Consider the following 21,315-nt stretch of genomic DNA (forward strand, 5'->3'; position numbering starts at 1 on the left):
GGACGAAGCCAGTGGCGGACACACTTCCGGCCAGGACCCGCGTCGACGCGATCGCGGTCACGGTGGCCTTCGGCGGCAGCAATGTCGCCAGCTACCTGCTCACGGTGATCGCCGCGCGGCTGCTCGCGCCGCCGGTCTTCGGGGAACTGGGCTCGCTGCTCGCGCTCCTGGCGATCGGTGCGGTGCCGGCGATGGGCTTGCAGACCGTGATCGCCCTGCGGGTGGCGCGGGCGCCCGAACAGGATCGCGGGCCGCTGGTGACGCTCGGTCTGATGACCAGTGCCACCGTCCTGGTCACCGCGCTGGCCGTCTCGCCCGTGCTGATGGCGTTGCTGCACCTGCCGGGGCCGTGGGCGGTGCTGCTGCTCGCCTGCTCGCTCGCGCCGATCACGCTCGTCGGCCTGTGCTACGGAGTCCTGCAGGGCACGCAGCGGTTCCGGTCGATGGCCCACCTGATCGCGACCGAGGGGGTCGGGCGGGTCGGCGGCACACTGCTTGGCCTGCTCGTGTTCCGCACGCCCGCCGGGGCGTTCGCCGGGACGCTTGCGGGGTCGGTCGTCGTCGCCTTCGTGGGCTGGCTGATCTGCGGCAGACCGGTGCCGGGCCCGCGCAGCGCAGGGCACGTGCGCGACGTGCTGCACACCGTGCAGGCGTTGCTGGCACTGGTGCTGCTGGTGAACCTGGACCTGGTGCTGGCCCGGCACAGCCTTCCCGCCCGTGAGGCGGGGGAGTACGCGGTGGGCTCGGTGATCACCAAGATCGCGTACTGGCTGCCGTACGCGATCGCCGTCGTCGTCCTGCCCAAGCTGGCCGACGAGAAGGCCCGCCGCCGGATCGTGCTGATCGCGCTGGGCGTCTGCGCCGCCGTGGACGCGGTGGTGGTGCTGGGTTGCGCGGTGTTCGGCCGCACGGTGGTGTCGCTCGTCGGCGGTTCGGCCTACGCGGCGAGCAGCCTTCCGGTGTGGCCGTTCGCCCTGGTCGGATCGCTGCTGTCGCTCGTGCAGATCCTGTTGTACTCCAGGATCGCGGGCGCCGACCGCCGGTCCACGCTACTGACCTGGCTGGCGGTCGGGTTCGAGGTCGTGCTCGTTCTCGGCTGGTGGCACGGTTCGCCGACCCAGGTCGTCGCCGGGGCCGTCGCCGCCACCGCCCTGCTCGCCTGCTTCGGAGCCCTGATCGAGTTCCGGTCCCGTGTCGAACCAGTCGAGGCACGGTGACACCGCCGCGGCCAGGGCGACGAGGATGGCGGCCTGCGTGGCGGTTCCGTACGCCCAGCCCTGCCCGTGTCCTTGCAGGCGTCCGACGACCGCGATCCCGGTGGCGGTCGCCATCCCGGCGACGACGATCAAGGCCGTGACGTTGAACCGCGCGGTGAACCGCTGGGCCACGGCACGGACGAGCAGGCTCGCGATCAGCAGGACGACCGGCAGGATCCCGCCGACGGCCACGAGCAGCACCACCAGCACCGCCGGCACCCACCGCTTGCCCGCGGGGGACGTGGTGATCCGGACCCGTCTGCGCACCGGCAAAAGCGTGACCAACAGCAGGAGCGCCGCGGCGACGGCGCCGACCAGAAGCCGTTGCCGGTAGGTGGTGTCGGGCTCGAAGTCCAGCACCACGGTCGTCACGCCTCCGGCCGGCAGCACCCAGGCCTGCTGCCACCCGTCGATCCTGGTGCGGGCCAGCGGCTGGCCGTCCACTTCGGCCACCCAGCCGTCGTTGGCGTTCTCCGGGATGCTGAGGACCGCGGCCTGCCCTGCGGCCACCCGCAGTTCACGGTGTGCGGCACCCCACTGCTCGAAGTCGATCGCGCGGTGACCCGGCGGTGGCTCGATGGCGGCCGCGGTGCTGGGCCGCAGGATGAGGTCCTGCACCACGAAGGAGGCCGATCGAGCTGTGCTCACCTCGTGCTCCCGACCTCCGAGGTCGACGCCTTCGACCAGGTCCCGACAGGTGCCCAGCGGTAGCGGACGGTGCTGGAACACGTCCCGCAGCGTGCCGGAAACCGTGGTGGCGTAGGCGGTTCCGTCGATGGTGACGGCCGGGCCGGAGCCGCACGGCACGGTGAACGGGGTGTCCAGCGGGATCGGCGGCACCAGGTCGGGCGCACCGACGATCTCGACGTCGCTGATGCCCGCCGGTCCCGGAACGCGGTCGGGAGCCCCTTCGCTCTTCTTGATCGTGATGTCCAGCCGGTCGGTGGTCGCGACGAAGTCGACCGAGCCGTCGGAGAACACCGGCACGGTCCGGCTCACCGCCGGGGTGGTGATCTGCACCTCGGTCGGGCGGGACGCGCCGGACAGCGCCGACGTGGTCAGCCGCAAGCCGGTCACGTCGCGGGCGGTGGGCCAGGCCAGGCGCAGCGTGGGTTCCTCGTCGGTGTAGTCGGCGATCCACGTCGTGGCAGGGTTCACGTCGACCGCGGCCAGAGGCGCGGCGGCCGGGTCACCGGCCAAGTGGGTCGAGCTGGAGACGGTCAACCCCGGTGCGGTGACAGGGAGGGTGCCGCCGACGGTGGGCAGGACCGTCCCTTCGAGACGGTAGTTGGCGTCGTCGCGGGTGCGGAAGAGCCGGTGGATCCCGTCGGGTTCCTCGCCGCTCCTGGCCAGTCCCACGTCGCACCGCTGGTCGCCGTCGGTGCCGGTGCAGGAGTAGCGCGGCTGAGGGCCGCGGCTGAAGGCGAAGGTCGTCCGCTGTTCGGGGCCGGGCAGGACGTCGGTGGGCACCCGCAACGCCCGGTGGGCGGTCACTCCGGGCACCGACAGTTCGGCGATGCCGACGGAGCCGCTGGTCAACTGCGCCGCCACCGACAGCACGGTGATCCGGACCCTGCTCGTGAGCCCCGGCGACACCGCGAACGCCTGCTCCGCGGCGCCCCTGGCGACCTCGTGGTCGCGGAAACCCGAGTCGGTGGTGATCCTGATCCGGGTGACCGGCCAGCCGACCCGGATGTCGTCGACCATCCGCAGCGTCACCTTGTCGACGACCCGCGGTGTGTCGAGGCCGACTTCGAGCCACTGCCCGGCCGGTCCGGCGAGGGTGGAGGACTGCCAGGCGCTGTACGGATCTCCGTCGATCGCGGCGAATGGCATGGACGACGGGTCGGAGGCGCGGACGGAGTCCGCGAACCCGGCCGAACTCGACGCGGTGACGCCGCGGATCCCGCGGTAGGCCGCGACCGTCAGGTGCTCCGGACCGGGGAACGGCAGGAGGTCGGACACCGGCCGGTCCTGCCTCGGCCGCTCGTCGGCAGCGAGCGTCTGGCTCAGGTTGTCGCGCACCCGCCCGACGTTGCGCTCCCGGTGGCGCAGCCCGTCGGTGACGAGCCAGTCCCGGCTCTCGGGCGCGCCGCCGTCACCGGCCAGCACGGCAGGACGATCTCCCCGCAGCACTCCCGAGTCGAGCAGCGGCAACAGGGATTCCGGCCCACCGCTCACCGTCGCGATGTTCTCGGCGTTCACCGCGACCGCGCGCGGCACCGACCGCTTCACCTCGTAGATCTCCAACGCGGGCGCGGGCGCGGCGTCGAGGTCGATCGAGTTGACGACCGGCTGGTCACCCGGCTTGACCAACGGGCCGAACGTCATCACACGTTCGATCCCGGCGGAGCGGGCCAGCGCGTCCCGCATCATCGTGACCGGTGGCGCACCGGTGGCGACCCGGTCGATGTCGTTGCGCACCAACAGGAACCTGTGCCCGGACCGAGCGAGGAAGTCGGCCAGTCCTGGTGCGCCGCGCCCGTCGGCGAGCGCGTCCTCGGCCGCGTCCATCAGCCGGGTGTTGCCCTCCGAGCCGAGCGGGATCTGGCTGCGCAGCGCCCAGGGTGACCGGGCCAGCGCTTGGGCGGGCTCGTCGACCGTCTTGCCCCAGGTGTACTCGCCGAACCCGGTGCCGGGCAGCAGGAGGGTGCGGGCGTCCGGGTCGTTGTCGGCCAGCCACGTCATCGCGGAACGCCAGTAGTCCGGGATCTCCTGCCACCCCGGCCCCGGCCGCAACGTGAGCGTCCACGCGGGCACGGCCATCACGGCCACCAGCAGGACTCCGACGGCGAGCCGGACCTTGCCCGCGACCGCGGTGGTCGCGGCGGCCGGGATTCGGACGCGTGACACCGCGTGCATGAACGCGAGCATCAACGGCAGCCGCAGGCCGGGCTCGAACTTGTGCACGTTGCGGAAGGGGGCCAGCGGACCGTCCAGCAGGGCGCGAACGGTGTGGGACAGCGGACTGTCAAGTGCCCCGACGTAGCCGATGGTCATCACGGCGACGCCCGCGATGACGCCGATCGTCAGGAAGAGCCGCTCCGGCAGTCCGCGGCGGACCAGCCCGGCGAGGCCGGCCGCCGCGAGGAGCCCGGTGGCCAGCATCAGGACCGGGTTGTCGACCAGCATGAAACCGGAGGGCCACCACGGGCTGCCCTGCACGACGTAGGCCACCCACTGGTTGGTGCCGCGCAGGACCTGGAACAGCGACGTCGGCGCCGTGGTGTTGGCGGCCGACTCGACGTAGTCGATGAACGGCAGGCTGTACTCGCCGAGCAGCATCAGCGGCAGCAACCACCACAGCACGGCCGCCACCACGGACGCGACCCACCAGAGCACGAGCCGGACGTGCCGCGCGGTCCACTGCCGGGTCAGCAGCCACAGACCGGGCAGCAGCAGGACCGTGAGCACCAGCGCGCCGTTCATCCCGCCGACGCCGAGGGTCGCCAGCCCGGACAAGCCGGCCGCCCGTCGTGGCGAGGAGATCCGGTCGGCCTTGATCAAGGGCAGCAGGATCCACGGCAGCATCACGGCGGCGACCATCTCCGCCGACAGCGGGCCGATCTCGGTGAGCATCCGCGGCGCCAGCGCGTACGCGACGGCCCCCAGGTACTGCGCCGGGGCGGTGCCGATCCGCAGCGCCCGCGCGACCGCGAGGACACCGCCGAACGCGCCGCACAGCAGCAGGGCGCACCACAGGCGTTGGGAGATCCAGGGCGGCAGCCCGAGCACCTGGCACACCGCGAAGTACGGCCCCATCGGGAACAGGTAGCCGTACGCCTGGTTCTGCAGTTCGCCACCGCTGGCCGCGGGGTTCCACAGGTGCAGCGCGCGGCCGAGGAACGCCAGCGGGTCGACCACGAGGTCGAGTTTGGTGTCGAAGGTCGTGCGGCCGGGGCGTTGCAGGAACGACAGCAGCGTGAGACCCAGCATGACCCACACCGTGGGGTTGCGGTGCAAGCCCACGGCCACTCTGACGCGCGTCACCTCTTGCGGACGACGTATCTCGTGGACCGCCAGTGGCTGACCGGGATGTCCTCGGACACGCTGTCCACCACCTCACCGCCGTGCTCGGCCACCACGGCGCGGAGCCGGTCCGGCGCCAGCGCGGTCATCCGCATCGGCGCCGGGTAGCGCAGCACGACGCGCTGCCCCCAGGCCACCAGGCGGTAGGGCGCGAACCGCCAGAGCATCCCCCTGACCGTCCACAACGGACTCGTCGTGCACTGCAACACCGCCACGCCACCGGGACGCAGCACGCGCATGAACTCCGCCAGGTAGCCCTCGATCGCCGTGCGCGGCAGGTGCTGCAACACCAGTTCGGTGTAGACCAGGTCGAAGTCGCCGTCGGGGAACCGGTGCAGATCCGGCGTGTCGTTGTGGACGAACCGGCACCTCCCGCCGCTGCGGTCCAGGTTCTCGGCGGTGGCGAGCATCGGCGGCGAGACGTCCACGCCGACGACCTCGTCGGCGTGCTCGGCCAGCGCCTGCGACAACCGCCCGGCCCCGCACCCGAAGTCCAGCACCCGCCGCCAGGTCACCGGCAGGTCGAGCCGGGCGAGCCACTCACGGGCGATCGCCACGTCCTGCCGCCCCAGTTCGAGGAACTGGTCGACCTCCCACCGGCCGCCGCGCTTGTCCGGCGCCACGTGCACCGCCCACAGCGGATCCGCTTCGCCGAGCCGGGTCCAGTCGCGGCGCACCTGGTCGAATGTCATTCGGCGGAGTGTAGATCCGGTCACGTTGTAGGGGAACCGATCCGGACGTCCACAACGCACATCGGGTCCACTTCGCTGCCGCGGTTGATCTCCAGCCGGTCCGAGCCGCCGTTCACGACGACGTACAGCACGTGCAGGCCCTCGGCGACGTTCACCTCCTGGGCGACCGTTCCCAGCGCGAGCCGCATCGGGCCGGCGCTGGAGGTGTAGTACTCCATCCGCAGCAGCCGACGGCCCTCCACCCGGCTGCTCAGCGGAATCGTCACGACCTGGCCGCCGACCGGGTAGCCGCAGTCGGCCACCGGACCTTTCCTGCCGACGACCGGATCCTTGACGCCGGTGATCCTGCGCGGCGATCCGTTGTCGTCCAGCAGGAACATCTCCTCCGCGGGCTGGTCGAACTTCGGCCGCTGAGGGAGCAGACCGACCACCCTGGATGCCAGGCCGTCGTAGACGAACCACTCCGAGATGACCTCGCCCGGGACATGCGTGTCGTAAAGCACGATCGACGGGTTCGCCGTCAGCGCGGCACGCGCGGTGCTGACGTACTGCTCCGACTTGGCGAACCGCAGACCGGGTGCGAGCCACAGGAAGCTGAACGTGGCGCTGATCCCGAGCAGCGTCACCAGGCCGAGCACGACCGGCCGTTTCAGGCCGCCGGCGCGCTCGCCTGGTTCGAGGAATGCGAACGTCGCGCAGAGCACGGCGATCGGCACCGCGTCGGCGATGTACCGCGGGTCGTTGCCGATCAGTGGCCCGATCTCGGGCAGCCTGGTCACGATCACCAGCCCCAGGTCGACCGCGAAGTACCCGGCCAGCATCAGCCACGCCGCCCCAGCGCGCCGCGGCGCCTTGAGCAGTCCGGCCACGAGCACCGCCACGGCCACCGCGGCCACGGTGAGGCGCAGCCACAGCGGTGACGTCGAGATGGTCGCGCCGGGCGCGGGACCGGTCCACGGGCCGCCGAACAACCCCGGCAGGAAGGTGTTCACCACAGCGAGGCCGACGAACTCCACAATGGAGTACGCGGACGGCAGGTCGTTCTTGACACGGCTGGTGGTCAGGCTGAGGAACAGGACGGCGAACGCGACGAGGGGGACCCCGTGCGCCAGCCACACTCGCCACGGCACCCGTTCGCCCAGCAGCAGAGTGAGCCCGAACAGCACGGCGATGAACAACGCCGCCTTCTCGTAGAAGGCCAGCCCGGCGACGGTCCACAGCAGGGTGATGACGACCTGCTTCGTGGCGCGAGTGCGCAGGTAGGTCAGGTGCGCGTTGATCGCGCCGAACATGGTCAGCAGCAACGGGAAGAGCTGCACGCCGTAGGCCCACCACAGCGTGGGGTACAAGATCAGGGGGGAGAACGCGTACACCGCGAACGGCAACAGCAGTGTCCAGCGCGACCCGAAGCACCGCGTCAGCACCCGCCAGAACAGCACGGACGCCACCGCGAGCATCATGAGCAGGGGGAGCACGGCGAACACGTGGCTCAGCGGCGCGACCGCCGTGATGAACCACGCCAGCAGGAACATGCCGGGCGCCAGGTGGCCGCTGTAGTCCTGGAAGAGGTAGTCGAGGTCGAACGGCCCGTGGGCCGCCGCCCGGTGCAGGATCACGAAGTCGTCGTGCCCGAAGTATCCGTTGAACGCCATCCAGGCGTGGATCACGAACGGGATGACGCCGATCGCGACCGCGGCCAGGGTGATCGGCCGGGGCCAGGCCAGGACGATCTGTCGCGGTTCGGTGGTGGTGGTCGTGGTGGTGGTCACGTCTCCAGCAACCTGCCCATCGCTGCGTAGAACACGTCGACGATCTTGGTCGGGTCCTCGGTGGTGTAGGCGTCGCCGCCGGTCGCCCGCGAGATCGCCCGCAGCTCGGCCGGGTCGATGTCCGGCCCGATGCCGATGCCGATGATCTGCAGTGGCCGTTTCGGGTCCTGCAACTCGGCCAGTTGGGCGAGCAGCTGTTGCTGGTTGATCCCTTGGGGGTCCTCGTTCTTGCCGTCGGTGAGCACCACCACCAGGTTGATCCGGCCCGGCTCCCAGTTCTGCCGGGCCGAGGTGTAGGCGGCCAGCACCGAGTCGTACAGGCCGGTGGCGCCGTTGTGGATCGCCTTGACCTTGCGGAGCTCGTCCAGCGAGCCGTCGGCCAGGAGCTCACCCACCGGCCGCACCGGCAGGAGTTCCTTGTAGTCCTTGTCTCCGTCGAGGTTCGTGGAGAACCGCCACAGGCCGATCTTCGTGGTCGGCTTGAACAGCCTGATCCCCAACTCGGCGGCCCGGATGGTGAGCGTCATCCGGTCGGCGGCGGCCTTGGGGACGACCTGGGCCATCGACCCGGACACGTCCAGCAGCACCTGCATCCGGGCGCTGCGGTTGACCGCCGCCCACTGGTTGAGCAGCTGGTCGGGGTCGGCGGGAGGCGCGACCGGCCGGACCACCGCGGCGCTCGAACCCCCGAGCGCCCGCCCGTCGGGCCCGCGTAGGCCCTCCTCGGCGAACTGCCCGGCGGAGGTCTGGTCGAGCAAGCGGCTCAGGAACTGTTGCGCCACATCACGTTTGCCCTGATCGGAACCGGGCAGGACGACGTACGGGTAGTCCAGCGAAGGCACGGCGGGATCGGCGTACACCCCGACCAGACCATGTTTTCCCAAGCCCGACTCCGGTGTCACCACGCCGTCCAGTGGCCGGGCGGGATCGAACAGCTCGGCGGGCTTCTGGACGGCGTGCTTGGTGAGCTTGCGCAGCATCAGGGCATAGGAACCGGCCGGGTCCGGAGCGGATCCGGTCAGCTCACCTGTGGCGATCAACGCCGACAGGCCTGCAGGGTCGACGGCCGGGTCGACGAATCCGATCGCCGGCTCGCCGCTGAACACCTGGGCCCAGGTGGGCGTTCGCTCTGGCCAGCCGAACCGCCGCGCGGCGGTCTCGGTCAGCCCCAGCACGATGGGCGAGGACGCGATCGACGGGCCCGTGACGGGGATGTCCCACGCACCCCGCCGCTGGGCGCGCAGCAGCCACTGGGACGACTCCGGGATCCACACATCCGGTTTGGCCTGCGCGAGGGACTCGACGGCCTCAGCGGAATCCCGCGCTATCACCTCGACTCGATAGCACGCGGCACCGTCCTGTTCCGACACGCGGGCCACGGCCGAGGCGATGCCCGGCGCGGCCACGACGCTGAGCGTGGCGACCGTGTCACAGCTCGAAGATGAGAGCCGTTCGTGCAGGTAGTCGAAGCCGAACCACCCGGCGAGCGAAAGCACGAGCAGGATGCTCAGGATCACCACCGGTGAGTCAGAACGCCGAGCCACAGGCCCCAACCCCTCGTCGCCGCTGACTGGTCGAGCCACCCTAGCCCGAAGACGGTAACGAGTCGGTCTTGTTCGGGGGGTGGTTTCGGTGAGCATGCGACGGGCTTTGGATCGACCTCCGATCGAGGGGTAGATCAACACTCTTTCTCCGATGCCGGCCAACTGGGCCAGCATTTCCCGCACGGAGTACCGCATCCCGGCCTGCAGAGCGGTGCGGCGCATGAGGTGGGCGAGTTGGAGGGCGAGCACGCAGGTGAACAGGTGCACGCGGATGGTGTGGTCGGTCCCAGTGGCGCATCGGGGAGAACGACACCACGTGGCGGTCTTTGAGCTGACGGAAGGAGAACTCGGCGCCGGACTGGGAACGGTAGCCGGCCACCACCTCGGCGACGGACCAGTCCTCGCGGTCGGTGATCAGCACCCGTTTGCCGAAGATCTCGGTTTCCAGCGCGGCGCGAGCGGTGTCATCGACGGTGAAGGTCAGCCGGTGCCTGGAGGGGGTGTCTCCAGTCAACTGCCGGGTCAGGACGCGCTGGCCCAACTGTCGTGGCAGATCCGTTCGATCTCGGCGTCCACGGCGGGTCTTGCTGCAGGCCAGGGTGGCGGCCAGCTCGGTCAGCCGCCTGGGGCAAGCGCGCGGAGATCGACGCCGGTGACCGGCCGGGCACCACGTCAAGCGAGGCGGAGCGGGTTGCGCGGCTGGAGCGGGAGAATCGTGAGCTGCGGCGGCCGAACCAGATCTTGAGGTCAGCGGCCAGTTTCTTTGCGGCGGAGTTGTGCGCCACGATGCGCCGAGGTGATCGAGGAGGGGTGAGAGACCTTCCCGCCCGGCTGTCGGGACTGCCAGACGGTGCGGGCCTGTTCGGCAAAGCCAGACGGTGTAACGAGAGTGAACCAGTGGGTTGACGCTCCGTAACAGCGAAGCCGGCTCCAATCTGGTGGATATGGGCCGGTGTGCAGCGCGTGATGTCCGGACGGGTTTGTGTCCGGTCGTCAACTCCGAAGCCGTGTAGTTCCAACGGTGGGGAGGTCGTGGTGAAGGTCTGCGGCGTAGCCGTGGCGATGCTGCCGGAGTACAGCCGGGCGCCCCACTGGCCGATCGATTACTTGGTGAACGTGGGAACCACCCGACAGTCGCCCGATGACTGTCCATCCGGGACGGTCGCGGGCGGGCGAAGACAGCCAGCAAGTCAGCAGTGACGGATGTTGGAATGCCAGGAGGGTATCGCTGGTGAAAACCGACGAGCTGGACTTGGCCTTGTTCAAGGCCGAGCGCTGCTGCTGGCGCCCTACCTGCATTTGTTCGTAGTGGCTCGACGTGCTCCGAGCACACGACCGGGGTAAAGATCTTTACCGGACGTCTGAAGGGTGCTTCGCCAATGGGGTGACCTTGATGTCCATGAAGGCGAACAGCGGGAGGCCGGAGAGCAGCTCGTGCAGGTGGTCGTTCGACTGGACGTCGAAGATGGAGTGGTTGGCGTACTCGCCGACGACGCGCCAGATGTGCGGCCAGCGGCCTTCTCGTTGCAGCTCCTGGGAGTAGGCCTTCTCCCGGGCCACGATCTCGTCCCGGACGGCGGGGTCGAGATCGTGGGGGAGGCGAACGTCCATTCGCACGTGGAACAGCATCAGCCGCGCACCGGGTCCAGGACGAAGCCGTAGTCGACGGTTGCCGAGCCGCCGGTGACGGGCTTGGGGTCGAGCATGAGCTCGGGCTTGACCGCGGATGCGATGTCGTCGTCGTTGTGGTCGTCGCCGGGGAAGTACAGCTGCGCGGTCAATTCTTCGTGACCTGGGGCGGAGACCTTGACGTGCAGGTGTGCCGGGCGCCAGGCGTGCCAGCCGGCGGCGGCGATGAGCTTGCCGCAGGAGCCGTCGGTCGGGATCTGGTAGGGCGCGGGCCGGATGGTGCGGATCTCGAATGTGCCATCGTTGTCGGAGGTGAAGCTGCCACGCAGATTCCACTCGGGCAGGCCGGGGGCGAACTGGCTGTAGAAGCCGTCGGCGTCGGCGTGCCACAGCTCGATTTTGGCTCCCTGCAACGGGGTTCCGTCGACAGACGTGACGGTGCCTGTCCACGTCAGGGGCGTGCCTTGCTCGTCGGCGCGCATCGGCACGGCGCCGCGGGAGCCGCCTTCCGGGGCGCCTGGGGCGTAGTAGGGGCCCTCGATGGTGCCCTTGCTGCCTTCGCGGTGGTCGGTGGCGACCTCCTCGACGACGTGCTCGACCCAGACGTCGAGGAACAGCGGCCACTCGCCGTCCTGGCCGACCTGGATCATCCACGCCTTGAGGGCGTTGTACTCGTCGTAGGTGACCTTGTTCCTGCGGATCGTCGCGTGGACGGCTTCGAGGACTTCGCGGGCCAGCACGTCGACGCGTTCCGCCGGGGTGTCGCGCACGGCTTCGAAGGGGGACTTGTCGGTCTGGAAGCGCTCAGTGGCCGAGGCTCCGGACGCGGCGGCGGTGGCGGTGTCGACAGCGGTGTCGGTGCTCATCGGTGCTCTCCGGTGGTGGGGTCAGTTGTCGGTTCGGTAGCGGGCGAGCTTGTCGGGGTCGATCTCGACGCCGAGGCCGGCGCCGGGGCGGATGGTGAGTTCGCCGCCGGAGATCTCCAGCGGCTCGGTGAGCAGGTCGTCGCTCATGTCGAGGAAGTTCGAGAGCTCACCGGCGCGCTGGGTGGTGAGCCGGTAGGCCGCGCCGAACGCGACGGTGCACATCGAGCCGAGCTGGCCGTCGATCTGGTTGCCCATCACGACTTCGAGACCCAGTCCTTCGGCGAGGTGGTGCACGCGCTGGCTGTGGGTGAAGCCGGTGCGGGCCGTCTTGATGCTGACGGCGGTCGCGCTGCCGCCGAGGATCTCCCGCGTCACGTCGGCCGGCGTCACCGCGGACTCGTCGGCGATGAACGGCACATCGCACTGCTGGACGAGCCAGCGGCGGCCGAGCACGTCATCGGCTGGGCAGAGCTCCTCGGCGAACAGCAGGTCGAGGTCGGACATCTCGTTCATCGCTCGGGCCGATTCCGCGGCGGTCCAGCCGCGGTTGCCGTCGACATAGAGGTCCACTGTGGATCCGAGCGCCTGGCGGAGAGCCCGCACGACCTCGGTGTCGAGCCGGTACGGCTTGCGGCCGACCTTCACCTTGAACGTCGTGATGCCGTAGGTGTCGCGCATCATCTCGGCCTCGGCGACCATCGCGGCCGGCTCGTCGAACCCCAGCATGTGCGACACGCGCATCCGGTCGCTGTAGGCGCCGAGGAGTTCGGTGACCTGGAGGTTCAGTGTGCGGCCGAGCGCGTCCCAGATCGCCATGTCGACGGCGGACTTCGCGGTGGGGTTGCCGACGGTGCGGTTCAGCCGGGCGGCGACGACCTCGCGTTCGAGCAACGACAGCCCGACGATCTGCGGGGCGAAGATCTTGTCGATCACCGCGCGGATGCCGTCCTGGGTCTCCCCGTAGGTGAACGGACGCGGGGGTGCCTCGGCGATGCCGACCACGCCGTCGTCGGTGTGGACGCGCACGAGGATGTGCTCCGCGACGTGCACCTCGCCGCTCGCGAACCTCAGTGGCTTGCGGTACGGGATGGCGAACGGGATCGCCTCGATCTTGATGATCTTCATCGGGTGGCTTTCTGAACGGGACGGGACGAGTCCGTCGTGAAGAGGCCGTCGAGAACGTCGAGCATGGAGGTGACCAGCGCGGACTCGCGGTTTTCGCGCCAGGCGAGCGCGAGTTCGACGGAGCCCGCGTCGGCCACTTCGCGGAACACCACGCCGGCCAGAGGCATGGCCCTGGCCGAAGCGGGCACGAGGGCGACACCCAGCCCCGCGGCGATGAGCGCGAGCAGGACCGCGGTGCCGGGGGCGTCGTGTTCGCGGTGTGGCAGGAAGCCCGCCTGCTTGCAGCTGCGGACGACCGCCTCGTTCACCGCGGAATCGGGACTGGCGTAGAGGATGAAGGGCTCTGTGCGCAGATCGGTCATTGCGATCACGGGCTCGGCCGCGAGCCGGTGATCGGACGGCACGGCCAGCGCGAGCGGCTCGACCTCGATCGTGCGGACCGAAAGCCCTTCACCGATGGCGGGTGGCCGGAGAAGTCCGAGATCGAGACTGCCGTTGCGCAGGCCGTCGCACTGGGCTGGGGTGAGCATGTCGCCGTGGATCTCCAGCGCGACGTCCGGCAGCTCCCGCTTCACGGCACGTGCGATCTGCGGCAGGTGGGTGAACCCGGCGGTGCCGGTGAAGGCGATGCGCACCAGGCCGAGTCGTCCCTGGGCGATCCGGCGGACGCCCTGGACGCTCTCCTCGACGGAGTCGAGCATCCGCTTCGCCTCTTCGTGGAGGAACTCGCCGGCCGGGGTCAGCCGGACCTGCCGCGTGGTCCTGGTGAAAAGGGCGGCCCCGAGCTCGTCTTCAAGTTGCCGGATCGCCTGCGACAGGGCGGGTTGTGCCATGTGCAGGCGTTCAGCGGCCCTGCCGAAGTGGCAGGTGTCCGCCACGGTGGCGAAGTAGCGCAGGTGGCGCAGCTCCATGTCTAGGACCTCCGGTCGAGCGATTGATTCACGGTAAGTACCAAGATTGAGTCAACACAAATACTCATTCAGGGCGCATTGATAAGCAACACCGATCAATCGCACTTTGGGTCAGGACTAGGCATTCGGCTCGTGTGAGGGCCGCCACGCGGTGACAGCGCCGGCCGTAGGGGTCGGTCAGCACCTGCAGGGTGATGCCGTGGTGGCGGACTTTGACGCTGTAGCAGGCTTTCAGGCGGTCCCGGTCACCGCAGCGGTCGATGCGGATGACGGTGCCGTCGAGCAGCGCGAAGTTGGAGAACGATCCGGCCAGCCGGGTGACGGCGCGGTCGAGGCTGGGTGCTCGTGCGGCCAGCAGTGCGGTGGTCTCGCGGATGTAGCGGTAAGCGGTGGCCAGGCCGACGCCGAACCCGGACGCGAGGCGCTGGTAGATGTCGCCGTTGCGTAAATGCGCCAGCACGTCGGCGTACGCCCTGAACGTGCCCAGCGCGCGATACATGATCGCCTGACCGGTGAGGTCGGCATCGCGTTCCGCGGCGCGCAACGCGGCCTGCGCGGTGTGGGCGCCGATCTCGTTGCGGCTCCTGAGCCAGATGAGCCGCGCATCGCATCCGTGAGCTGCCAGGCGGCGCCGCGCGGGCACGGTCGGATGGCGACGAGTTCCAGGACCCGCGAACCTCGCGAGCATGGCAGCGTGCGATCGCGGATGAGCTGGTCGATGGTGTTGGTGCGGTGGTCGCAGAGTTCTTCGATGTGGGTCGGTCACGCCGCTGGTCGTGGTCGGATCGGCCGCAGGCGGCAGCATTGCTCGCCGAGGCGGCGAACCCCGATCGCCGGTTCGACGCGATTGTGGTGGGAGAGTACGAACGGGCGTTCCACGGTGATCAGTTTCGGGAGATCGTCACACAGCTCAACGACCTCGGAGTCGAGGTGTGGCTACCTGAAGCGGGAGGTCCGGTCGAGCTGGACTGCCCAGTGCACCAGGCGCTGATGGTCTTGCTTGGAGCGCAAGCGCAAGCGCAACGCGAGGTGGCGCGAGCGCGGCAACGTGCTGGCCGCGATGCGGGTGCAAGCGGCGCAGCAGGGCAGATTCCTTGGTGGCCGTCCGCCCTACGGGTACAGGCTTGTCGATGCGGGCAGGCACCCGAACTCCCGTCACAGTCAGTGGGGCAGGCGGTTGCAGAAGCTGGCGCCAGATCCACACACGGCGTCGTGGCATGGCTATAACAGCGCGTCCGGAAGACCCACGCAGGCTCCGCCTGTCGCCTACGTGCGGGAGGACCTGCTGCTTGAGGTGCTGAGATCGGTGGCGCTGCCGGATGGAGGCGATGAGCTGGTGGACTGCTCCGCGGAAGAGGCCTGGAGATCGTCCAGGAACCGGGCGGGCCGACGGTGAGGAAAGCCGAACGCGACAGAACCGTCATACCCGCATCTGCAGTGACGGTGTTGACGATGCCACTGGAGTGGGGAATGGATCGGCCGACCAGCAGGCCCTAAAATGAGATTACCCCACGAGCTCTGTGAGCTCGTGGGGTAATCATGTGTCCGAGACTTGGGTCCCCGTGTGTAGCAAGCTTGCGCGGTTTGCGTGTTCATGCGGTATTGGATAGCTCGAACCTGGTACAGAGGGCCAGTGGGTGCGGTTCAATCCTTCGTGTCAATGAATTTCGCCTCTTGGTTCATGCAAGCGCCAGTCAGTCCAGCGACGTCGTTATATTTCGTTCTTCTCGACGTCGGTATTGAGGTCATGAAGATCCCGCCGGGGGTGCGCGGGTCAACTGCGACACGAAATGGTTCGCTGGCACTCTCAGATCGCTCATCACCTGAAGTCAGTGCTGGACTGCTACGCATTCAGCGAAGCCACCGTCGACCTCGAGAGCGCGGCACTGCGCGCGACCACGCCCCGACCACCCGATGGCGAAGCTGAGCGGCCGTGTTCCGAGTATGGTCGACGAGTCGTCTGTTGATCAACGAGTGTGAACCTGCAGCAGCGTGATACGCACGTCAGGCCGCTCGGCCGGGATCAGTCACAAGATGCTGACTCAGAACCTATGGTTGTTGGAGCGCAACGGGCTCGTGTCGCGGGTCGTGCATCCGACCGTGCCGCCGCGGGTCGACTACACGCTCACCGAGCCGGGGCAGGCGTTGCGGGCGACCGTGGACGCGATGTGCGCCTGGACGACGCGGTACCTGGGGGACATCGAGGAGGCTCGCGGCAGCTTCGATCGTTAGGAGCGCTACCCGTTCTGTGTCAGGGCATCGCGGGCTGGGCCCGGCCGCCGCCGTACCTCTTGAGACGCCTATCCCGTCGGTGGGTTGCCTTCGCGAGGCGAACCTCACGACATTCGATATGGGGCTGTTCAAAGTTGCTACCTTGATGTGGTGGCAGCGAAAGGAGGTGGCCGTGAACACGCGAAGACATTCTGAGTCCGAGCTTCCGGTCCTCGCCGAAGGTGTGGGCAAGAGACACCGTACGAGCTGGGCGCTGGGGCGGACGTTCCTGGTGATCCCGAACAACCGGGTTGTCGCCCCTGGAGCAGGACCAGCCGTTCTGTTGCAGCCTCGCGGTGTGCGAACTGGTGCGCCTCGCCGCGGCCATGAACGACCGCTGGTTCATCGACCGGGTCGAGGAAACGCTCGGGTGGCAGGCCTGTGTGGACTGCGAGGCGCAGTTCAGCACCGTGTCCGAGGGCATCCGCGTCTGGGTGGCCATCGCGCCGCCGCCGGGCCGGCTGCTTCTCCTGGGTGAGCTGGTGACCGACCTCGATGCGCCAGCTCGCGAACCGGTACGAGGTGTACGACCGCATGCGCGTGATCGACGACGGCCGAATCCGGTTCGACGGCGGTATCGAGAAGTCCTCGCGCGGCATCGCATCCTGGTCGACGCTGCCGCCGACGAGTCCGCTGTGGAGGGAAAGCTCGTCGGCTCGACCCACACCCCGGCGCGAGTCCATGGTCCGCGAACGGCTGAGTGGTGCCGCGGAGATGGTGCGGCACAGCGCATCGTCGTGTCCGAATCCTGCTCCCGGTAACGGTGACCGGAGTGCTTGGCCTTTGGGCCGAGTAGTCCTGGACGTCAACTCGTGCTCTGCCAGGTGGTCCCGCACGACCGGCCACAGAGGCGTGCACAGGGCGTCGTCTCACGTCCACTGATTTCCGGACACCACGCGCGCCCATTGATCTCATTCGTGCGGTGGGCATCTGGAATCACTCGGCGGCGTCGATCAACAGATGACGCAACTCGTTGTGAAGAGTTCCTTCTCGCTCGGTTGGAGAGGATCAATGGTCAATTCGGATGATGCGAGTCTCCTCTCCCGAGAAGTAACCCTGAATCTGGTCACGCAGCGGCTGCCGAAGCGGCGTGGCCGGATCAAGTGGGCCGTTTCGGCGGGATTGGTGACCGCGCTGGTCGCGGTCCTCGTCGTGGCGTTTCAGGCCGGCTCTGAAGACTGGCGCACCGACTGTACCGAGTTCACGCCGGTTGCGGATGTGGTGCCCGCCTTGGAGAAGGCGCGCCAGGCGCTTTTGAGCGTCGGACATGAGCCACTGCTTTCGATGGAGATTGTCGACCTGGACACCTGTGCGACGGCCGTGTCCTGGAAAGGCGACCTTGCTCAACCCGCTGCCTCGGTGGTGAAACTGCTCATCGTGCTGGACTTGTTGCAGAGAACCTCCACGAACTCCGGTGCTGTGGAGAACGACGTCATCGCGATGCTCACTCGTAGCGATGATGGCGTGGCGAGCCGGTTGTGGCAGGAGGGCGGAGGGTCGGCGATCGTCACTCGCCAGGTCAAGGCGCTCAACCTGCGCAACACGCGGCCGCCGGCGGCCGCGGGTCAATGGGGGAGCACGGTGATGTCGGCCGCGGACATCTCGACCGTCTACCGCCACATCGCCGGTGCCCTCGAGGCTGAGGACCGTGAACTGCTGACGTCGGCGATGGCCGAGGCGCCGCGCACCGCAGCAGACGGATTCGACCAGCACTTCGGCATTCCCAGCGGCCTGCCGGGCGCGACGTGGGCGATCAAGCAGGGCTGGGGCAGCTCAGGCGGCCGCCGCGTGCTCAACAGCACGGGGTTGGTCAAGTTCGGCGGCACCTATGCCGTGACACTGATGAGCTCTTGGCGCCAGGACGCCGACTGGGCGACGGTGAGCGCCGCGCTGACCAAAGCCACCAACGCCCTCCGCAGCACCATGCGCTAGTTCCGCCGCACAGCCGATCTTGTCGCGGTGCCGGCGACACGGTGGTCAAACGATCCACTTAGGACATGGCTTGTCGTGTGAAGGGTGCATCGAATTCTGGTTGCCCTGCAAGGGTGACGGGCGTGAGGTATGTAACGATCCCGGTGATGCACGGCTGGAATCCCGGCCAGAAAAGGACTTCCGAAATGAAAGCAGTACGCGACGCCTCCGTCGTGGCCTCGCGGTGAGTACCGTGACGCTGGCCGTGTCGCGGTCTCACCGCCCGGGCAGGTGCCGTGGCACCTGCCGGTCCTGATTCGGACCACGCCGCCACCCCAGTGCTCGGCTGGGTGCCCTGCCCTGTCCCCGCCCGGCGCCCAGTGCGCCACGGCTCAGATTTCGCAGTCCTACCGGGACCCGAGCGGTCCGCAGATCTCCCTGGCGCTGATGAAGCGGCCCGCCACCGATCCGTGCGGTGAGGTCTTCGTTAGGCCCGACCGGCCGCCGATCGCGCCGCCAGCCACGGGCATGGGCCTCCAGCCGAGCCTGGTCAGGAACCTCGGCTTTGCCCCTGCTGTCGAACATGCTTGCAGTGCCTGCCTCGATCGGCCTGGCGGTCAGCTCAGTAGGCAGATCATCTTCGAGGACCCACTGATCGCTCGCCGCCGCAACACTCTTGCGGACGTTGTCCCAGCCTCTCGAACCCGCACCCATGACGTCCTGGGTGCGGAGGACACCGTGTTGCACGACAGTGATCTTGCCAGAACCCGTGCGCGTGGGAACGTCGTGCGAACATTTCCCCCCGCGCCGAACGACTAGGCGCGGGGCACCACCTTGGGGAACAAGTGAGAACCAGATTCGCGGCTGCCTTGACGGCGTCCATGCTCATGACCATGACTGCGTGCGGCACTGACGTGCCCGCAGGCCTCGCCGACAAAGTCAAGTCGGGTTGTCCCGACCTGGTGAAGCCCGAGCCGCTCGCGGTCATCACCAAGGGTTTCGAGGTCTCGGAGGTAAAACCTGTGGAGGCAAACGGCTGCCATGTCTTCGTCTCGACCGGACGCCAGGCGCTCAGCGTGGGCTCGTCGCCTATTCGAGTCCGGAGGAGTCGGAACGGCTGACACCGATGCTCTGCACCGGCGGCAAGCTGGACGCCGAGACTAAGGCGTGCACGGCCGGTACTGTCGACGACAAGACGTACTCACTGCACGCCGTGGCCGGGCGGTGGAACGTGCGAGTGTCGGTGTCCGAGGTTCGGTGACCGACGAGGTGAGGGACGCCGTCCAGCAGATCGTCGAGGACCTCAGGAACTCCGACAAGACTCGCGGCTAGACCAGCTCGTAGGTGCCCCTGACGAACGGGTCGGACTCGCCGTCACCGGGTTGCTTGCCAGCGTTCTTGCACCGCAAAGGTTAGCTGGCAGGACCGAAGCTGTCCGCCATCCACGATGGCGGTGTCAAGCCGGTGGCGTAGCGAACAGAGGTTGTGCGCTGAGCTGTTCGGGTGGTCGAAGTCCAGCCGCCGTCATGGCGAGCGGTTCACCGCGGTCTCGGCTCTGAACGAAGGAGCCTGACCATGATCGCGCTGACGAACGCGGAGCTCGTAGCCGCGATGACAGGAAACAGACGCTCCGTAGTACCGGCGGTCGACCACGGTGTGCGCTTTGCCTTCTACGGCCGGATGTCGACGAGTGAGTTCCAGGACCCGCGGACCTCGCGAGCGTGGCAGCGCGCGATCTCGGATGAGCTGATCGACGGCGTCGGCGTGGTGGCGGTGGAGTTTTTCGACGTGGGCCGGTCGCGCCGCTGGTCGTGGTCGGACCGTCCGCGGGCGGCGGCATTGCTCGCTGAGGCAGGGAGTTCTGACCGCAGGTTCGATGCGGTTGTGGTGGGGGAGTACGAGCGGGCGTTCCATGGTGACCAGTTCCGCGAGGTCGTCACTCAGCTCAACGCTCTCGGCATCGAGGTGTGGCTACCGGAAGCGGGAGGTCCGGTCGAGCTGGGCAGTCCGGTGCACCAGGCGTTGATGGTGTTGCTCGGGGCGCAGGCACAGCGGGAGGTGGCGCGAGCTCGGCAACGGGTGTTGGCCGCGATGCGTGTGCAGGCGGCGCAGCAGGGCAGATTCCTCGGAGGTCGCCCGCCGTACGGCTACCGGCTGGTTGACTCGGGAAAGCACCCGAATTCCCGGCACAGCCAGTGGGGTCGCCGGTTGCAGAAGTTGGCGCCGGATCCGCGAACGGCGCCGTGGGTGAGGTGGATCTTCGCTCAGAGGGCTTCCGGCCGCGCCGTCGCGTCGATCGTCCGCGAACTCAACGACCGGCTCGTGCCTTGCCCTGCGAGCGCCGACCCGACGCGCAACAAGCACAGATCCGGGGCACGCTGGGTTGCGGCCACGGTGACCTCGATCCTGGAGAACCCGCGCTACACCGGTCGGCAGGTGTGGAACCGCCAATCAACCACCGGCCGCGGCACTGGCGGTCGAGCGGATGGGCGAGGTTCCGGGCGTGCGACGAGAAAACCTGCCACCGAGTGGGAAATCTCGGCGCAAATCGCACACATTCCGTTGGTCGACGACAACACTTTCGTCGCGGTCCAGTCCATCAGGGCCCAGCGACCGACTAAGGATGGAACGCCTCGGCGGTATGCGCTGGCCGGGTTGGTCGTGTGTGGGACGTGCGGCAGAAGAATGGATTCTCACTGGGTGCACGGCCGACCTGGATACCGGTGCCGCCATGGCTACAACAGCGCCTCCGGAAGACCCGTGCGTGCGCTGCGTGTCACCTACGTGCGGGAGGATGTGCTGCTCGAGGCGCTCAGCTCGTTGGTGCCACCAGGCTGTGGTGATGAGCCGGCCGACTGGCTCCGTCGAGGAGGTCAGGAGATCGTTCATGGACCCGACGTGGCTACGGTGAGGAAAGCTGAACGCGACAGAACGGTCGTACCCGCACCTGCAGTAGCTGCGTTGACTTTGCCGCTGGAGTGGGAGAGCGAATCTGCAGACCACCAGTCCCGAAAATAAGATTACCCCACGAACTCACAGAATTCGTGGGGTAATTATGTGTCCGAGACGAAGTCGCACACTATTCACCCACGTAGCGCTTCCCGACTCCGCGTAAGCCGACCTGGTCCGTTCAGCGTATGAGGCCCGTCCCGCAGAGGTCGTGCGGGACGGGCCTCACTCGTCGTGCCTGAACCCAACTACCAGCGGGTATTGGGGTCGAGCGGACACGGGACGGGGCGCCAACCGTCTGTCCCTTGCGTCCTGTTCAACCGCTCAGAGGTGGCCGGGCGGGAACTGCCAGTGGGACACGGT

Annotated in this window: 14 protein-coding genes and 3 pseudogenes; 8 read left to right on the top strand and 9 right to left on the bottom strand. The window is 68.3% G+C overall.

The window, feature by feature from the left end; all coding sequences use genetic code 11:
- The first annotated feature begins 11 nt into the window (after positions 1–11).
- A complete protein-coding gene (locus ACIA8G_RS06130; protein ID WP_396417154.1) occupies positions 12–1,217 on the top strand; it encodes a lipopolysaccharide biosynthesis protein in 1,206 nt (401 codons plus the stop codon).
- Between the two features lie 2,013 nt (positions 1,218–3,230).
- On the opposite strand, the pseudogene ACIA8G_RS06135 reads toward ACIA8G_RS06130, so the two are convergent.
- From ACIA8G_RS06135 to ACIA8G_RS06150, 4 genes and pseudogenes are all read right to left on the bottom strand, one after another.
- Positions 3,231–5,192: pseudogene (locus tag ACIA8G_RS06135) on the bottom strand (DUF3367 domain-containing protein); the annotation flags it as partial.
- A 50-nt stretch (positions 5,193–5,242) separates the two neighbouring features.
- Positions 5,243–5,977 carry a class I SAM-dependent methyltransferase gene (locus tag ACIA8G_RS06140; RefSeq protein WP_396417155.1) on the bottom strand — a complete coding sequence of 245 codons (735 nt, stop codon included), beginning with the start codon at positions 5,975–5,977 and terminating at the stop codon, positions 5,243–5,245.
- A gap of 20 nt (positions 5,978–5,997) precedes the next feature.
- Complete coding sequence (locus tag ACIA8G_RS06145) at positions 5,998–7,746, bottom strand: hypothetical protein (RefSeq protein WP_396417156.1); 1,749 nt, start codon at positions 7,744–7,746, stop codon at positions 5,998–6,000.
- A complete protein-coding gene (locus tag ACIA8G_RS06150) occupies positions 7,743–9,290 on the bottom strand; it encodes a substrate-binding domain-containing protein (RefSeq protein WP_396417157.1) in 1,548 nt (515 codons plus the stop codon). Before ACIA8G_RS06150 ends, ACIA8G_RS06145 begins: the two co-directional genes overlap by 4 nt.
- 624 nt (positions 9,291–9,914) lie before the next feature.
- Here ACIA8G_RS06150 and ACIA8G_RS06155 point away from each other — a divergent pair.
- Positions 9,915–10,055, top strand: a pseudogene (locus ACIA8G_RS06155) (IS3 family transposase); the annotation flags it as partial.
- 585 nt (positions 10,056–10,640) lie between these two features.
- Here the strand turns inward: ACIA8G_RS06155 and catC are convergent.
- From catC to ACIA8G_RS06180, 5 genes are all read right to left on the bottom strand, one after another.
- Positions 10,641–10,919 (bottom strand): muconolactone Delta-isomerase, encoded by a 279-nt coding sequence (gene catC / locus ACIA8G_RS06160; protein WP_396417158.1) that lies wholly within the window; start codon positions 10,917–10,919, stop codon positions 10,641–10,643.
- Positions 10,919–11,785: a catechol 1,2-dioxygenase gene (gene catA / locus ACIA8G_RS06165; RefSeq protein WP_396417159.1), complete on the bottom strand. Its 867-nt coding sequence runs from the start codon at positions 11,783–11,785 to the stop codon at positions 10,919–10,921. Before catA ends, catC begins: the two co-directional genes overlap by 1 nt.
- Before the next feature lie 21 nt (positions 11,786–11,806).
- Positions 11,807–12,910, bottom strand: a complete 1,104-nt coding sequence (locus ACIA8G_RS06170) for a mandelate racemase/muconate lactonizing enzyme family protein (RefSeq protein WP_396417160.1) — start codon at positions 12,908–12,910, stop codon at positions 11,807–11,809.
- Entirely contained in the window at positions 12,907–13,821 is a 915-nt protein-coding gene (locus ACIA8G_RS06175) for a LysR substrate-binding domain-containing protein (protein WP_396417161.1), read from the bottom strand. Before ACIA8G_RS06175 ends, ACIA8G_RS06170 begins: the two co-directional genes overlap by 4 nt.
- Positions 13,822–13,885: 64 nt before the next feature.
- The gene (locus tag ACIA8G_RS06180; protein WP_396417162.1) at positions 13,886–14,464 is read right to left on the bottom strand and encodes a transposase family protein; all 579 of its coding nucleotides are present in this window, start codon (positions 14,462–14,464) and stop codon (positions 13,886–13,888) included.
- A 110-nt stretch (positions 14,465–14,574) separates the two neighbouring features.
- On the opposite strand from ACIA8G_RS06180, the gene ACIA8G_RS06185 reads away from it, so the two are divergent.
- The 6 genes and pseudogenes from ACIA8G_RS06185 (at position 14,575) to ACIA8G_RS06210 (ending at position 21,021) form a co-directional block, all read left to right on the top strand.
- Positions 14,575–15,048: a recombinase family protein gene (locus ACIA8G_RS06185; RefSeq protein WP_396417325.1), complete on the top strand. Its 474-nt coding sequence runs from the start codon at positions 14,575–14,577 to the stop codon at positions 15,046–15,048.
- Between the two features lie 792 nt (positions 15,049–15,840).
- Positions 15,841–16,053 (top strand): annotated as a pseudogene (locus ACIA8G_RS06190) (winged helix-turn-helix transcriptional regulator); the annotation flags it as partial.
- Between the two features lie 347 nt (positions 16,054–16,400).
- Complete coding sequence (locus tag ACIA8G_RS06195; protein WP_396417163.1) at positions 16,401–16,853, top strand: hypothetical protein; 453 nt, start codon at positions 16,401–16,403, stop codon at positions 16,851–16,853.
- 199 nt (positions 16,854–17,052) lie between these two features.
- Positions 17,053–18,024: a hypothetical protein gene (locus ACIA8G_RS06200; protein ID WP_396417164.1), complete on the top strand. Its 972-nt coding sequence runs from the start codon at positions 17,053–17,055 to the stop codon at positions 18,022–18,024.
- 1,105 nt (positions 18,025–19,129) lie between these two features.
- A complete protein-coding gene (locus ACIA8G_RS06205; protein ID WP_396417165.1) occupies positions 19,130–19,264 on the top strand; it encodes a hypothetical protein in 135 nt (44 codons plus the stop codon).
- Between the two features lie 314 nt (positions 19,265–19,578).
- Complete coding sequence (locus tag ACIA8G_RS06210) at positions 19,579–21,021, top strand: recombinase family protein (protein ID WP_396417166.1); 1,443 nt, start codon at positions 19,579–19,581, stop codon at positions 21,019–21,021.
- The last annotated feature ends 294 nt before the right edge of the window (positions 21,022–21,315 follow it).

The organism is Lentzea sp. NPDC051213, from assembly GCF_044455585.1.
Taxonomy (GTDB): Bacteria; Actinomycetota; Actinomycetes; order Mycobacteriales; family Pseudonocardiaceae; genus Lentzea.